Genomic DNA, 14,929 nt, shown 5'->3' on the forward strand with positions numbered 1-14,929 from the left:
CCGGAGCCCGGAATTCGTTAAGGGCCGCGGCGTTCTGCGCCTGCCAGCGCCTTAACAGGCGCCGTGGCATCACCGCGCATGCGCTTGACCTCCAGCTTCGACAGAGCCGCAATATAGGCCTTGGCAGATGCAACCAGCGTATCGGGATCAGCCGACCTGCCCGTCACCTGGCGCCCGGTTTCGACATCTTCCAGCCGCACCGATACCTCCGCCTGCGCATCGGTGCCTTCGGTCACCGCATGAACATCATACAACGCCAGCTTGGCTTCGTGCGGATGCAATGCGTTGATTGCGTTGAACGTGGCATCCACCGGGCCATTGCCCACCGACTGCACCGTTGACTGCTGGCCGTCGATATCCAGCGTCAGCGTCGCGGTCTGCGGGCCCATGGTACCGGCGATCACCGTCAACGCCACGACCTTCATTCGGTCTGCCGCCGACGCAATCCCCTCATCCACCAGAGCCTCGATATCCTCGTCGTAAATGTGTTTCTTGCGGTCAGCCAGGGCCTTGAAGCGCACAAACGCATCCTGGAACGCATTGTCGGACAACTCATAGCCCAGATCTTCCAGCTTCGACTTGAAGGCGTTGCGGCCCGAGTGCTTGCCCATCACCAATGAAGTCTTGGTCACGCCAACCGATTCAGGCGTCATGATCTCGTAGGTTTCCTGGTTCTTCAGCATGCCGTCCTGGTGGATACCGCTTTCATGGGCAAACGCATTGCGCCCGACAATGGCCTTGTTGTACTGCACCGGGAACGAAGATACCGCAGCCACCAGCTTCGACGCGCGGGTCAGCAGTTCCGGTTTCACATTGCAGGCATAGGGCAATACGTCATTGCGGGTTTTCAGCGCCATGACGATTTCTTCCAGCGCCGCATTGCCGGCCCTCTCCCCCAGCCCGTTGATGGTGCACTCGATCTGGCGCACCCCGCCGTCGATGGCAGCCAGCGAGTTGGCCACCGCCATGCCCAGGTCATTGTGGCAATGGGCGGAGAAAATCGCCTTGTCGGAGTTGGCCACGTTTTCCCGCATGGTCACAAACAGGTGCCGCATTTCGTCCGGAACCGTATAGCCCACCGTATCCGGCAGGTTGATGGTGGTGGCGCCTGCCTTGATGGCGGCATCGACGCATCGTGCCAGATAATCCAGCGGCGTACGCGTGGCATCCATGGCCGACCATTCAACGTCGTCGCACAAGGACCGCGCCAGCGTCACCGTCTCGTGGATGATGTCGAGCACTTCTTCCTGCGTCTTGCGCATCTGGAATTCCAGATGGATCGGCGACGTGGAGACAAAGGTGTGAATGCGTGGCCGTTTTGCATGCTTCACGGCTTCGCCGCAGCGCTTGATATCGCCGGGAATGGCCCGTGCCAGGCCTGCGATAACCGAATGCTCTGTCCGCCGTGCAATCTCTGATACGGCTTCGAAATCTCCTTCCGATGCAATCGGGAAGCCTGCCTCGATCACGTCCACACGCATTTCGTCCAGCAGTGCCGCCACCTGCAGCTTTTCGTCGAACGTCATGGTGGCGCCGGGCGACTGCTCGCCATCGCGCAAAGTAGTGTCGAAAATAATTACCTGGTCTTTTGACTTGCTCATGGGCCTGATGCTCCATCCTCTTTTGCCTGGTTGTGCGGGCGGGCCTGAAACTGTTCAGGTGAAATCGCACTCATCACGTGCCGGCATATTACGGTTGTTTGCTTGAAATTCCGAGTTCCCCTGAGCATCCGTCTCTTTGGTGATTGAACACCGGACAGCCAATGGTCAGGGGCAAATAAGGAGGAGGCCGGCGCGTAGCAGAGCGCGGCCCTTGCGGTCGATTGCATTGTCTATGACAGACTTCATGTGCTCTTCGCCGGTTCCTTCGGATTTCCCCAACCGCACTCACAATGCCGTGGGAAAGTTAAGGGAGTTTTACGGCAAGCCGCCGACCCGCGCAAGCGGTAACACCCTTCATTTTTGCGCTGGCCGGCATTTCCTCCATTAAACCCCGCTTGCCGGAGGTCATCTACACGCTCGCCTGCCTGGCGAGGTAGCGCCCGAGAAACAGCGGCAAGGTGAACAGAACCGCACTTTCGTCGGCAATTTCGCCGCGCGCGGCGCAGCGATTGACTTCGTGAACCCGCTTTTCCGGATCCGGAAGATCGTCAATGGCCTGTTCGATGCGGTCCAGGTCAAATGGCAGGTCATCCACCTTGCGCAGCCGGTTCAGCGTCTCGCGAAATGCCGGTTTGGCTTCCGCGGCTTCCAGCACCTTGCACGGGCTGAGCGGAAGCCGCTGGGTGTTGGTGCGCACCGATTCCGGCAGAACGCCAACCATCGCCTGCCTGAATATCCAGCGCCCTACCCCGTCGACGCGAAACACCTCGGTCGGCAGGCGCAGCGCATAGTCCATCAGGTTCCGGTCAAGGAACGGGAACGCGTAGCTGGTGCCGTGGCGCGCGGCCTGGCGTGCCAGCAGTTCCAGCCCCACCGGAATACTGCCATTGTTGAGCAGGGCAAGGCGGTTTTGCCGGGTTGTCGGACCGGCACTGTTCGTGCTGACGGTCGCGTCATTCATGAAGTCGGCCAGCGAATGGACAGGCGGTTCAACGGAACCGAATTTGTTCCGCAGGCCGTCGGACAGGGTTTGCGGCAGCACGTGGGTGCCGATATCCGCGGCCAGGGTTTTCCAGGCCGGCCTGCCGGTCTTCTCCCTGTGGGCGTCAAGTTCGCGGGCCAGCCGTCGCCATTTGAGTTTCAGGAGGTACTCGGACAGGTCCCCGCGTCCGTTGAAGCTTACCAGGTGATCACCACCAAAGCCGGACAGGATCGGTCCGTGGCCTGCCGCACCGGCCAGGCCGGCAATGCGTTCGTAGGGATCGTCTTCATGGCTCAGCACCGGCTCACCCAGTGCGACATTGCCGGTTGCAAGTGCGCCAAACGGTAAAGCATCGACTGCGACGGCACGCAGATTTTCTTCCGCCTGCGCGGTTACACTGGCATAGGGCGCACCATCGACGATGTCGACGTCACACCGCCGCCGCGCCTGGATGGAATAACCGTGTACGGTGTCGCCACGTGCACGCAGTGCCCGGGCCGCAAGGACGGAAATCGCGCTGCTGTCCAGCCCGCCGCTCAAATGGGTTGCGGCCGGGCCCTCCTCCGGCAGCCTGCGGCGCACCGCGTCTTGCAGCCGGACCCGAAGCTCGTCAGCCATCCACGTTGCCGGAATCGAGGCCGAAATGGCTTTGCCGGGTTTGAGTTTCCAGAAGGTTTGCGACCGCACCTGATCATTCTCGAACACCAGCATTGTTCCGGGCATCACGCGCCGCACATCACGCAGGAAGGTTTGTTCACCGGTATTATGATCTCCGACCGCCAGCCGCACGACGGCATCCCGGTCAGGAGCATCGCTGGCGAAACCGGCTGCACAGAGCACTGACTGCAATGAGGCAAACGCCAGGTACTCGCCGGGCCGATAGCTGTAAAACAAGGGTCGCACGCCAACACCGTCCCGGCCCAGCAGCAGACTGCGTGTGTCCGGGTTCCACAAAGCCAGGGCGAAATCCCCGTCAATCAGCGCAAGTCCGGCGGCATGGTCGCCGTGCGTGGCCAGTGTGCCGGCCAGAACCCCGGACATTCCGACATCCCGCCCGAGGCCCATGTCATCGGCAAGCTCAAGATGATTGTACAATCTGTGGTCGCAGGCCAGGACCCCTATTTTCGGGTCCGCTGTTATGGGCCGACCGGCGCGCGAAGCTTCGCCCGGCGCACGCAGGTCGCATTGCAGCAATACGGCATGATCGTCGCAATATGCTTCAGGCTCGGTGCACGAGGCACTATCCTTCAGCGCAGCCGCCAGCTTTTCCGCGACGTTGCTGGAATTGCGACCGGTGAGTGAAATCAGTCCGGCAATTAATCCTGTCATATCTTACGACGGTCCGAGTTCTTGCGGGAATATCGGATTGTCGTTGGTGTTGTGCGGCAGCGATCCCCGCGTAATCGCGAGGATGGGTACCAACCTCAATTGCGGTTTCGTCCAGGTTTTCCGGGATTTTATTTGATGTTCAGGCACATCAAGAGCCATTGGCGACGGTCCGCCGTCCTTCGGATTACGCACGTTGATACTCCACGCTACTCAATTACAAACTTTCAGATCAACGATTAATAAACATACAGTGTTTAATAAAAATTTACCCCGCGATAGATATCGTACCAGCGAAAATCAGATAACGCGGTGTAGATGAATTATATAATTTTTAACGATTTAAATTAAATTGGATAAAAATCGTTAAAAATCAAAACATTCGAAATATTGATTTGTGTCAAAACGACAATACTGGGCACAGGTGAGTGATTTCTGCGTACAAGAGGTGCGAAATAATGGTGACGATTAACGGGACGGCAGGTGCGGACACTATTGAGCCGGGCAATAACTCAGCCGGCAACAACAACCTCAACGGCAATGACACCATTAACGGCCTCGACGGGGAAGACTTCATTTCCGGCGGTCGTGGCAGTGACAGCCTGTTCGGCGGTCTGGGCAACGACATCCTGAATGGCGTCGACGGCGGACAGGCAGATATCCTCGACGGCGGAGTTGGTGACGATATAGTCGATTACAGCAACGCAGCCAGCCGACAACGGATTTTCTTCGACCCTGCGGGAAATTCCAGGGGCGAGCGAGCAAGCGATACATGGATATCCATTGAAGGCGTCATGGGCGCCACCAACCACAGGAACACCATAATCGGTGCAGGCACCGACGACCGCATTATCGGCGGCAATATGAATGACCGGCTTTTCGGGCGTGACGGTATGGATGCACTGGAAGGACGCCAGGGCAATGACAGGCTGGACGGTGGTGCCGGATTTGACATTTTGAACGGCGGTCGCGGTTCGGACCGGCTGACCGGAGGTGCGGACACCGATATTTTCTATTTTGAAGCCGGCGAAATCGACGGCAATGACAGAATCCAGGATTTCGAACTCGGAACCGACCTTGTGTTCCTTGAAAAAACCGGCGTTACCCTGGCGCAGGTCAGCCAGATCATAGCCAGCAATGCCATAAGCGATCCAAATGGTGACATTGTTTATACGGACCCGACCGAAGGCGGCACAATTACGTTCAGCGGCGTGTCCTACAATGCGCTTACCGCTTTTCTCGGAACTGGGGGTGATCTGTCTTCAGTATTCTATGTTGGCACACCTTCACCGGCACCGCAGTCAGGGCCTCCCGGTATTCCAGCCCTGCCTGAAATTACCCGCGGCACCCGGCGCGCCGACACGCTCGAGGGCGGCGATGACAGTGACTTCCAGTATGGTCGTGGTGGCCGTGACACGCTTGACGGCGGTGCCGGATCCGACTTTCTCAATGGCGGTCGCGGACGCGATACCATGACCGGTGGTGATGGCGCCGACTGGTTCGTCTTCGGACGCCGGGATACCATTATCGATTTCAATATTGCAGAGGGTGACACCATCCTGTTCAGGGCATCCAGGGGTTTGACCTTTGATGACCTCAACATCCGCCAGGTCGGTTCCGACACCCTGGTCTCGATCGGTCGCGCGAGAATGCGGCTCGAGGATTTCACCGACACGCTGACCGAAGACAGCTTCAATTTCGCCTATGTACCCGGCGAAACTGAATTTGACCTGTTGTAAGCAAGTATCTTTCTAGTCTGCGCTCAGGAGGTCGAGAACCTCCGGCATGAACTCGTGTCCCCATGGCCGGGTCAGGCGCAGCACCCGTGTGCCGGCCACCAGAGTGCTGATCTGGCTGAACTGGCCTTCCCACAGACCGAGCGCGCCGACAAACTGCGGCCGGTAGACATGCTCGGTGACCGCCTGCATGGCGTCCAGCATATCAAGCCGTTCAAGCACAGGCCGGCCGTTTTCCGCGCGGTTCTTTTCCAACACGATAATACGCCTGACAGCGTGTGGCCGGTCATCACCCGCGTGGGCATTGGCGACAAAGTACTTGTCCAGCCGCTGACCGACCGGTTGATGGCCGTCGGGGTCAATCCCGCTCGCATCAAGCGCATTGCGCCATAGCTTGAAGGCCGTGCCGGAGGGATAGACTACGGGCACTGAACTGTCCGTCGCGCTCCACAGCGCACACGTGTCATCCCCGAGCGCGCTGTACCCGTTCATGGACAGTTGCTGGGCCAAGGTTGATTTACCGGCCCCGGACTCGCCCAGCAGCAGCGTCGCACTGCTCCCGAAAGCCAGCGACGCACAATGCAGCACGAGGCTTTCGCGCAACAGCAGGGCAAGCCCAAGAGCGCTTCCCATCGTGTAGAGGGCCACGGTCGGAACATCGGCAGCGCTGTGGGGCGTTATGTAGATTGTGTGCCCGTCCGGTATCCAGAAATCACAAACATCGGACGCACAAAAACACAGGCCGCCGTCGGGACTTCTCCACACTGCCCAATGACCGGTATCTGATTTCGCGCGCGCCTGCGTGACCACGCGTGCAGCGTCGGGACCGGTTTCTATGCGGATATCAGGTGCGCCGGGGCGCGCTGCGCCAAGCATTTGCGGAATGGCGAATGCCGACCAGATCAGCAGGCCGTGGCATCGATACCAGTGTCCGTTCTCGCTGTCAGGCAATGGTTCTTCGCCAGTTCCTTCAGGGTTCCCACCGACAACCGAAGATGACCGGGGAAAGTTAAAAGAGCTTTACGGGCAGGTCTCGCATCACAGGCTCTCTATGCCAGGTCAAGCTTACCGGAACTGACGTTGACCGCATATCCGCCAACCCGGACACCCGTCAGGCCGCCCTTGGCCGCATCTGCTTCCAGTTCGATACGGCTGGCGCGTCCCATGTCTTCACCCTGCATGATGACCCATTCCCGCGTGCCTTCCCAAGGGCCCTCATAGCTGAGCAACGGGCCGGGAAACCCAGCTGCTGCCGAACCGGTTGCCGGATCTTCCGCTATGCCGGACAACGGCGCAAAGGCGCGGGCGTGGTAATCGACGCCTGTGCCGGATTCGCCTTCACAGTAAAGATAAGCCAGAAACGCCCCCGCAGCGCCGAGAGCGGGCCAGTCAGCCATGGAGGTCTTCGCTTCAGCCAGCGTGGTGCGATCTTTCAGGGGCACATACAGGACCGGGTGATTGCCCGGGTCAAACACGCTGGAACGATGCGTGCCGCAGCCGATCTGGTGCTCTTTCAGCGACAGGGCGGCGGCTATTTTCTTATCCGACGGCACATTGGTCCACGGCTCCGGCATGACGGCTGCGGAGAACCGGGCGAACATGCCCGCTTCCCGGGCATCGAGCGCAACCGTCACCAGGCCGACGCCCTCTTCCAGCCTGACCTCGTCCTTGATGCCGAACAGATCCGCCAGCAGAACGGCAGTGCCCACGGTTGGATGCCCGGCGAACGCGAGTTCGCGACCGGGTGTGAAAATGCGCAGTTTGGCGGTGTTCGCCTCATCTTCCGGCGGCAGCACGAACACCGTCTCGGACAGGTTGAACTCAGCCGCGATTTTCTGCATCTGCTCGTCGTCCAGCGACTGGGCCTCGAGCACGACGGCCAGCGGGTTTCCCGTAAAAGCTTCGTTGGTGAATACATCAAGCGTGTGAAACGAATACTGCATTGGCCAATGTCTCCCGTGACGATGAGGATAGGTCAGCATTGCTGACATATAATGCGGTTCCAATCAATGCGAGTTTTGTCAGGGTGACAAATCGCGGTTTTACCTGTCACACACTGATGAACAGCGCTGTGACGAGTTCCCGGCAGATCATCACCTGACCCGGAAGTATGGTCTTGTAATGCATGATGCGTGACAAAATGATGCCGCCATCGGCAGTTGCACCAGGCAGGTCAGCCACGTCTGCAAGATCAACCTCAATGCGCAGCGGACAGATCCCGGTAAACTTTTCCAGCCACCGTTGCCTCGCGCAAACAACGGTCCAGCCGGAATCATTTCACAGGAAATCCGCGTAAGCATCTGATTTGCGGATGTTTAGCAAATTCGAATAGTCCGTATCAAGAGTTATTTGGCACCAATGTGAGTTTACTCACATCTTCGTGAACACCCGCCTGACATGTTCCGGCGCAGTTAAAACCGACCACTATATGGAGACTACACCATGGCAAAATACCGCCACGACCTGCCGATCGGGAAAGGCAAGCAATTCCTTCTCGACGGCGGACTGGAAACCACTTTGGTGTTTCTGGATGGCATTGATCTGCCCTGCTTTGCATCTTACCCGCTGATCGCGGAAACATCAGGACGCACCCGTCTGCGCGACTACTATAGGCAGTATGCCAACATCGCCATCAAGGCCGATGCCGGCTTCATCCTGGAAAGCGTCGGCTGGCGCGCCAATGCGGACTGGGGTGCGGAACTCGGCCACAATGCCGAGGACCTGGCTGCGGTAAACCGCGAATCCATCCGGCTGATGGAGGAAGTGCGGGCGCAAATCGAAACCGACAACACTCCGATGGTTCTGTCGGGATGCATCGGCCCGCGTGGTGACGGCTATCAGGCAGACACCGCCATGACGATCGAGGAAGCCCGCGACTATCATGCCACGCAGATCAACACCTACGCGGAAACCGCAGCGGACATTGTCACGGCCATGACCATGACCAACATGGAAGAAGGTGCAGGTATTGCCATCGCGGCAAAGCAGGCCGGCATCCCGTCCGTGATTTCCTTCACGGTGGAAACCGACGGCAAGCTGCCGACCGGCCAAAGCCTGAAGGAGGCCATCATGGCCGTGGACGAGGCATCCGGTTCAGCACCTGCATATTTCATGATCAACTGTGCCCATCCCGAGCATTTTGCCGATATCCTTGAGCCGGGCGCACCATGGATGGATCGCCTGAAGGGAATTCGGGCCAATGCATCGCGCATGTCGCATGAAGAACTGGATGCCTGCACCGAGTTGGACGACGGTGATCCGGAAGAGTTCGGCACCCTGCATGCATCGCTGACCAGCCAGTATCCCAACTTCACGGTACTGGGCGGTTGCTGCGGCACCGACCACCGCCATGTCGGCGAGGTGTTCGCCAAGTGCGCCCACACCGCCAGCAAGGCTGCATAAGACAAAGCACTCTGACTTGCCCGGCCAGCCGCGAAGGCTGGCCGGGTATTTCCGGCTTGAGTCCGGCTCAACCCGGCGTCCGTATCGCGGTATAGCGGTAGACAGATCGAGCCCAGTCTTTCATTCTGGTTTGCCAAGGCACCAAGGCGTGGAGGACTAAAGATGAAGCTGACCGACGAGCAACTCGCGGAATTTGACGAGCTTGGATACCTGTTCACACCATCGTGCTTCTCGGAAGCTGAAATCCAGGTGCTGCGCGACGAGGCCGAGGAGATTTACAAGTCCGACCGCAAGGAGGTCTGGCGCGAAGATACCGGCGCGCCGCGCACCGCCTTTGCCGCCCACACCTACAATGAAGCCTTTCGCCTTTTAGGCTCGCATCCGCGCCTGATCGATCCGGTCAGCCAGCTGTTTGGCGAACAGGTCTACATGCATCAGTACAAGATCAACGCCAAGGCGCCTTTCGACGGCGCGGTGTGGCAGTGGCACCAGGACTACGGCACCTGGGCGCGTGATGACGGCATGCCGGAACCCCGGGCCATGAACATCGCCGTGTTCCTGGACGAGGTCATGCCGATCAACGGACCGTTGATGTTCATCCCGAAAAGCCACAAGGGCGGTACGCTGGATGCCTCGCATGACACCACCACCACGTCCTACCCCCTGTGGACGCTCGACAATGAAACGGTGACCGAACTTGCAGACGCCGGCGGCATTATCGCACCCACCGGTCCTGCCGGCTCGGTCATGATGTTCCACGGCAACCTGGTGCACGCCAGTCCGCCGAACATCACGCCCTACCCGCGCAAGATCGTCTACCTGACCCTGAACGCGGTCTCAAATCACATCACGCAGTTCAAGCGCGAAGACTGGATCGCCCATCGCGACTTCACCCCGATAGACCCGGTCAGCGACGACGCCCTGCTGGAATACGCCCGCTCGCACAGCAAGGCTGCGTGAAGCAACACCCTCACTGCGGGGTCGATGGCGAAGCCCACCGGTGCTATTGATGCATGGCTTGCGCTGCCGCCGGCGCCTTGTAGCGGTCTTTGGGAATTTCCGCGACTGCGGTAATTTCAATGACCAGGTCAGAGTTGTAGAGCGCAGCGACTTCAACAGTGGTGGTCACCGGATAAGGATCGGCAAAGAACTCCTGCCTTATGTCACCTGTCTGCATGAAAGCCGCAATGTCGGTGGTGTAGTGGACCAGTGAAATTACATCACCCATCTTGCCGCCGACAGCCGCCAGCACGGTCTTGATGTTGGTCAGCACCTGGCGCACCTGTGCCCGCATGTCACCGGGACCGATGATTGTACCCGATCTATCGAGAGACACCTGACCCTTGAGGTGAACGACCTGTCCGGACCCTTGCAGGACCATCATGGAAAAGGCACCGAACGGTTGCCAGACATTATCGGGATTACAGCTCTCGGCCATTTGCATCACCTTTCACATTGGTTATTTTCATCCGGCCTGTGGTCACGCAATACGAGTTGCACCCGCCTGGCTGGCCGACGCCGGCAACCTTCAATCCAGCAGGTGCTGCACCAGTGTGCGGGCAAAGCCCGGCATGCGGTGGTGTACGTGGAAACCGGCGCGCCGGAAGATGACGATTTCATCGAGTTCCGGTTGGTCCTGCAGGTCGATGTAACTCATCATGCGGGCTTTCAGCTCGCGCGACGGGACATCGAAATCAAACACCGCGCACACAGCACTCATGCCGGCGTCTTCGATCAGCATGTAACCCGGTTGCCTTGTGGCATCCGATGTGGACAATCCTGCCTCCTCGAGCAGTTCGCGCTGCATGGAACCTTCGATGTCGAGCTTGCCGTCCTTGATGTCTTCCGGGTCCGGCGTGCCGGCCATCGGATAGACCCGGCCGCTGGTCGCGGTATAGGGCGCCATGCGCCCGAACAACAGGTGGCCTTCACTTGAGCGGACCACGGCACATCCGAACACGTTGCGTATGCCGGCCTCTGCCGGCAGGCCCTTGTCCTTGCAGTACAGGAACGACGCATAGTCTGTTTTATGGATTTCGCCGCTCAGACAACCGCCGTTCAGGCTGTGCTTACCCATAACCATCACCTGGCCATTGAACAGTGCCGGTTTGTCGACGAGAGCCTTGTTCCAGAACCGCTTGACCGCAGCCGCATTGTCTTCAGCCCACGCCCACGGGGTGTCGGTGACAGCGAGGTCACACGATTGCAGAGGTACAATCTCGGTCTGCGCCTCCGCGGCTTTGCGCGCTACAGCCATTTGCGCATGCGCGGCAACATCCGCCCCGGTATGGAACCCGACGGCGCCTGCCCGATAACGCTGCATCCCATCGCGGTGTAAAACTTCACAGCGGCAGGATCAGCGTCCAGTTTTATCGCCTTGGCCGCCATGGCAACCGCCCTTTCCTCCAGCGCCGCCCACAGTATCCGCCCGACACCGGACCGTTTGACATCAGGGTCGACGTACAAGGAATAAACCTCAAGCACGTCATTTTCCAGTCGGATGTCAAAGAAACCAACAGGCTTGCTGTTCGCTTCCGATATCCAGATCCCACCTTCAGCAATGATTGCAGGCGTAACCGCCAGCTCATCCCGGCACGCCTCCATGAAGTCTGCCTCATAACCATTGGATGCCTTGGAGCGAAACGCCAGGTCGCTGAGTGCGCCAGCATCGATTGCGACCGCTCTTCGTAAAACGGCACTCATGTGACTTTGGGCATGGCGGCGCGCAATAGGCGGCCGAGACGCATCATGCCTTCCTCGATCTGGTCACTGGACATGCAGGAGTAACTCAGGCGAAGCGTGTTCTCATTGCTGCCGTCAGCAAAGAACGGCCTGCCCGGCACGAAGGCCACCTTCTCGGTTTCCAACGAACGGGCCAGCAGATCGGCAGCATCGATACCTTCTGGCAGTCTGACCCAGATGAACATGCCGCCTTCCGGCCTGGTCCATGACACGCCGTCGGGCATGTGTTTCGCAAGCGCTGCCAGCATGCTGTCACGGCGTTCACGGTAGACCGCATTGGCCTTGGCCACCTGGGCATCGAAACACGCCCGGGCAACCTGGTTGGTCGCCATCTGGTTGATGGTTGCCGAGTGCAGGTCTGCTGCCTGTTTCATCATCACCAGCCGGTCGATGATATCGCGCCGCGCACATACCCATCCAACCCGCAATCCGGGCGACAGCGTCTTGGAAAATGTGCCGCAATAGATGGTGCGAGCTTCGTTGATACTGCCGCAGCGCTCAATGTCCAGCGCCTGGATGGGCGGGATCGCCTCTCCGTCATAGCGCAGTTCCTGATAGGCCCCGTCCTCGATGATGGCGATATCCAGCTCGTCGGCGAGATCCAGTGCCCGGTTGCGCTGCGCCAGGGTCAGAGTCTCCCCGGTCGGATTGAGAAAATCAGACGACATGTAGGCAAACTTGACTTCACCTCCCGCAGCTTCTGCGTTTGCCGCAAAATCGCTGGCCGACCGGTTGCCCATCATGGCAAGGCGATCATAGTTCGGTTCATACGGGTTGAAGGCCAGCAGCGCGCCCATATAGGCCGGCCATGTCACCAGGGCGGTGTCGCCCGGATTCAGGAACAGCTTGCCGAGATAGTCCAACGCCTGCTGCGAGCCTGACATCATGACGATGTTTTCAAGCTCGCACTTGACACCGATCCGGCCCATGTACTGAACCAGCCACTCCCGCAACGGCGCATAGCCTTCACTGGGAGCGTATTGCAGCGCGGCCTGGTGTTCGGGACCGGACATGATGGTGTCAAAGGCGGCCCTGAACTGTTCCGCCGGAAACAGCTTCGGATCAGGAATACCGCCGGCAAAGGAAATGATATCCGGACGACCGAGCAGTTTCAGCAGTTCACGGATTTCCGACGCGTGCATGCGTGAAGTACGTGACGCCAGTTTCAGCGTGTCGGTCATGGCTGCCTCCGGTTGGACATTGGGTGGAGGATGCTGCGCTTAACGGAAATTTATGTCAATATTGCTGACCTATTAATTGAACATGACAGCGATGCAGAAACTGAAAAGGGCTGCGGAACATCCGCAGCCCATAAGGAATGTAGTTAGCTCATTCGAGACAGGTCTAGTTCTTGTCCTTGTCGACCAGCTTATTGGATGCAATCCACGGCATCATGCCGCGCAGCTTCTCACCGATTTCCTCGATCTGGTGGGCATCGTGCATGCGCCGTGTTGCCTTGAAGCGCGCCTGGCCGCCTTTGCATTCCTGCATCCATTCTGAGGTGAACCGGCCTGACTGGATGTCATGCAGCACGCGCTTCATCTCTGCCTTGCTCTCTTCATTGATGATGCGCGGACCGGACACATACTCTCCCCACTCAGCCGTGTTGGAGATCGAGTAGTTCATGTTGGCAATGCCGCCCTCATAGATCAGGTCAACGATCAGCTTCACTTCGTGCAGGCACTCGAAATAGGCCATTTCAGGTGCATAGCCTGCTTCAACCAGTGTTTCGAACCCGGCGCGGATAAGCTCAACCAGGCCACCGCACAGAACAACCTGCTCGCCGAACAGATCGGTTTCGCACTCTTCCTTGAAGGTGGTTTCGATAACGCCGGAGCGGCCGCCGCCAACGCCGCAGGCATAGGACAGCGCCAGGTCATGGGCATTGGCGGATGCATCATGATCGATGGCGATCAGGCACGGCACACCACCGCCCTTAAGGAACTCGCCACGTACGGTGTGACCCGGGCCCTTGGGCGCGATCATCACTACGTCGATGGTGTCCTTGGGTTCGATCAGCTTGAAGTGAACGTTCAGGCCGTGGGCAAATGCGATTGCCGCGCCATCCTTGATGTTGGCTTCGATATCGTCTTTCCAGATGTCGGCCTGAAGTTCATCAGGAGCCGCCATCATGATCAGGTCGGCCCAGGCCGAACCTTCAGCAACGGTCATCACCTTAACGCCGTCGGCTTCTGCCTTCTTGGCCGTGGCCGAGCCTGCGCGCAGGCCGGTTGCGATGTCGGTGACACCGGAGTCCTTCAGGTTGAGCGCATGCGCCCGGCCCTGGCTGCCATAGCCGACGATCAGGACCTTCTTGCCCTTGATCAGGTTTACGTCTGCATCACGATCGTAATAAACGCGCATCGGAATTTTCCTTTCAAAGATTGCGGTTCAATGCGGGCTGTCTGCCCTTGTTTTCCGGCACGCCGTAAAGCGTGAGAAACTGTTGCGCGGCACGGCTCGTGCCTTGTCTGATTGCGGCGCGGTCAGGTAGTGGCCTGTCGCCGAGCAGCGCGCGGATCTGGACATCGCGCACCACTAGCCCAAAGAAGGTACAGAACGCCTCCTCGGTATCGTCGAAGGCCAGCAACCCGGCATCACGGGCCATTTCCAGCACCGGCTTCACCCGCTGCCCGATGGCAAACCGGCCATTGTCCAGCACGATGCCGCCGAGCCCGCTCTTGGCAGAGCCGGAATGGGCGATTGCCGTTGCGTTCAGCGCAATCGATATCTGGCCGGTCAGCACCGACAGCCAACTGTCGGCAAAATCAGCCAGCCCCTGCTTCAAGGACCGGTAATCAAGGTTCTCACGGTCAAGCGATGGCAACCGCACCTTGGACGCCTGCCACTGGACCGTTGCGGTCAGCAGCCCGTCACGATCGCCAAACCATTTGTAGAGGGTTTCCTTGGAGCAGCTTGCCCGGCGCGCCACCGACGCCATGGTCAGGCCGTCGCCTGCCTGCATGATCAGTTCAAGCGCAGCATCAAGCACTTCGCGCTGCCGCGACGAAAATGCCTCGTCATCGCCGTGCTGTTCCGCCTGTGCTGCTGCAATCGCCACTGAACTGACCCTTCATTACCGTACCGTACGGTACAGTACGGCGTATTTAGAGGTATACTCGCCGACTTGCAACAGGTTT

14 protein-coding genes are annotated in these 14,929 nt (G+C 58.9%); 3 read left to right on the top strand and 11 right to left on the bottom strand.

Annotated elements, in window-relative coordinates:
• Positions 1–17 precede the first annotated feature (17 nt).
• Both DHN55_RS19795 and DHN55_RS19800 read right to left on the bottom strand, forming a co-directional pair.
• On the bottom strand, positions 18–1,601 hold the full coding sequence (locus DHN55_RS19795) for a 2-isopropylmalate synthase (protein ID WP_108883269.1): 1,584 nt from the start codon (positions 1,599–1,601) through the stop codon (positions 18–20).
• Positions 1,602–2,010: 409 nt separating this feature from the next.
• Complete coding sequence (locus tag DHN55_RS19800) at positions 2,011–3,912, bottom strand: asparagine synthase-related protein (protein WP_108883270.1); 1,902 nt, start codon at positions 3,910–3,912, stop codon at positions 2,011–2,013.
• A gap of 455 nt (positions 3,913–4,367) precedes the next feature.
• On the opposite strand from DHN55_RS19800, the gene DHN55_RS19805 reads away from it, so the two are divergent.
• The gene (locus DHN55_RS19805; protein WP_108883271.1) at positions 4,368–5,648 is read left to right on the top strand and encodes a calcium-binding protein; all 1,281 of its coding nucleotides are present in this window, start codon (positions 4,368–4,370) and stop codon (positions 5,646–5,648) included.
• A gap of 12 nt (positions 5,649–5,660) precedes the next feature.
• Here DHN55_RS19805 and DHN55_RS19810 read toward each other — a convergent pair whose 3' ends face one another.
• From DHN55_RS19810 to DHN55_RS22530, 3 genes are all read right to left on the bottom strand, one after another.
• Positions 5,661–6,596 (bottom strand): hypothetical protein, encoded by a 936-nt coding sequence (locus DHN55_RS19810; protein WP_108883272.1) that lies wholly within the window; start codon positions 6,594–6,596, stop codon positions 5,661–5,663.
• Positions 6,597–6,694: 98 nt separating this feature from the next.
• The gene (locus tag DHN55_RS19815; RefSeq protein WP_108883273.1) at positions 6,695–7,588 is read right to left on the bottom strand and encodes a PhzF family phenazine biosynthesis isomerase; all 894 of its coding nucleotides are present in this window, start codon (positions 7,586–7,588) and stop codon (positions 6,695–6,697) included.
• Between the two features lie 106 nt (positions 7,589–7,694).
• A complete protein-coding gene (locus DHN55_RS22530) occupies positions 7,695–7,826 on the bottom strand; it encodes a hypothetical protein (RefSeq protein WP_337660583.1) in 132 nt (43 codons plus the stop codon).
• A 261-nt stretch (positions 7,827–8,087) separates the two neighbouring features.
• Between DHN55_RS22530 and DHN55_RS19820 the strand changes: the two genes are divergently transcribed.
• On the top strand, positions 8,088–9,047 hold the full coding sequence (locus DHN55_RS19820; RefSeq protein ID WP_108883274.1) for a homocysteine S-methyltransferase family protein: 960 nt from the start codon (positions 8,088–8,090) through the stop codon (positions 9,045–9,047).
• A gap of 162 nt (positions 9,048–9,209) precedes the next feature.
• Positions 9,210–10,007, top strand: coding sequence for a phytanoyl-CoA dioxygenase family protein (locus tag DHN55_RS19825; RefSeq protein WP_108883275.1), 798 nt, complete (start codon positions 9,210–9,212; stop codon positions 10,005–10,007).
• 43 nt (positions 10,008–10,050) lie between these two features.
• On the opposite strand, the gene DHN55_RS19830 is transcribed toward DHN55_RS19825, so the two are convergent.
• The 6 genes from DHN55_RS19830 to DHN55_RS19855 form a co-directional block, all read right to left on the bottom strand.
• A complete protein-coding gene (locus DHN55_RS19830) occupies positions 10,051–10,485 on the bottom strand; it encodes a Rid family hydrolase (RefSeq protein WP_108883324.1) in 435 nt (144 codons plus the stop codon).
• A gap of 90 nt (positions 10,486–10,575) precedes the next feature.
• Positions 10,576–11,304, bottom strand: coding sequence for a hypothetical protein (locus DHN55_RS19835; RefSeq protein WP_108883276.1), 729 nt, complete (start codon positions 11,302–11,304; stop codon positions 10,576–10,578).
• Positions 11,295–11,750 carry a GNAT family N-acetyltransferase gene (locus DHN55_RS19840; protein WP_108883277.1) on the bottom strand — a complete coding sequence of 152 codons (456 nt, stop codon included), beginning with the start codon at positions 11,748–11,750 and terminating at the stop codon, positions 11,295–11,297. Before DHN55_RS19840 ends, DHN55_RS19835 begins: the two co-directional genes overlap by 10 nt.
• Entirely contained in the window at positions 11,747–12,970 is a 1,224-nt protein-coding gene (locus DHN55_RS19845) for an aminotransferase class I/II-fold pyridoxal phosphate-dependent enzyme (protein WP_108883278.1), read from the bottom strand. The genes DHN55_RS19840 and DHN55_RS19845 overlap by 4 nt, the downstream gene beginning before the upstream one ends.
• A gap of 163 nt (positions 12,971–13,133) precedes the next feature.
• Positions 13,134–14,153: a ketol-acid reductoisomerase gene (gene ilvC, locus DHN55_RS19850; protein ID WP_108883279.1), complete on the bottom strand. Its 1,020-nt coding sequence runs from the start codon at positions 14,151–14,153 to the stop codon at positions 13,134–13,136.
• A 13-nt stretch (positions 14,154–14,166) separates the two neighbouring features.
• Positions 14,167–14,850: a TetR/AcrR family transcriptional regulator gene (locus DHN55_RS19855; RefSeq protein ID WP_337660584.1), complete on the bottom strand. Its 684-nt coding sequence runs from the start codon at positions 14,848–14,850 to the stop codon at positions 14,167–14,169.
• Positions 14,851–14,929 lie beyond the last annotated feature (79 nt).

Source organism: Anderseniella sp. Alg231-50, assembly GCF_900149695.1.
Taxonomy (GTDB): Bacteria; Pseudomonadota; Alphaproteobacteria; order Rhizobiales; family Aestuariivirgaceae; genus Anderseniella.

Bases quoted from the DNA above. Each gene is read 5' to 3' on its own strand.
- DHN55_RS19835 (WP_108883276.1), bottom strand. From the start codon at position 11,304: ATGGCTGTAGCGCGCAAAGCCGCGGAGGCGCAGACCGAGATTGTACCT.
- DHN55_RS19840 (WP_108883277.1), bottom strand. From the start codon at position 11,750: ATGAGTGCCGTTTTACGAAGAGCGGTCGCAATCGATGCTGGCGCACTC.
- DHN55_RS19815 (WP_108883273.1), bottom strand. From the start codon at position 7,588: ATGCAGTATTCGTTTCACACGCTTGATGTATTCACCAACGAAGCTTTT.
- DHN55_RS19825 (WP_108883275.1), top strand. From the start codon at position 9,210: ATGAAGCTGACCGACGAGCAACTCGCGGAATTTGACGAGCTTGGATAC.
- DHN55_RS19830 (WP_108883324.1), bottom strand. From the start codon at position 10,485: ATGGCCGAGAGCTGTAATCCCGATAATGTCTGGCAACCGTTCGGTGCC.
- DHN55_RS19820 (WP_108883274.1), top strand. From the start codon at position 8,088: ATGGCAAAATACCGCCACGACCTGCCGATCGGGAAAGGCAAGCAATTC.
- ilvC (WP_108883279.1), bottom strand. From the start codon at position 14,153: ATGCGCGTTTATTACGATCGTGATGCAGACGTAAACCTGATCAAGGGC.
- DHN55_RS19795 (WP_108883269.1), bottom strand. From the start codon at position 1,601: ATGAGCAAGTCAAAAGACCAGGTAATTATTTTCGACACTACTTTGCGC.
- DHN55_RS19800 (WP_108883270.1), bottom strand. From the start codon at position 3,912: ATGACAGGATTAATTGCCGGACTGATTTCACTCACCGGTCGCAATTCC.
- DHN55_RS19805 (WP_108883271.1), top strand. From the start codon at position 4,368: ATGGTGACGATTAACGGGACGGCAGGTGCGGACACTATTGAGCCGGGC.
- DHN55_RS19845 (WP_108883278.1), bottom strand. From the start codon at position 12,970: ATGACCGACACGCTGAAACTGGCGTCACGTACTTCACGCATGCACGCG.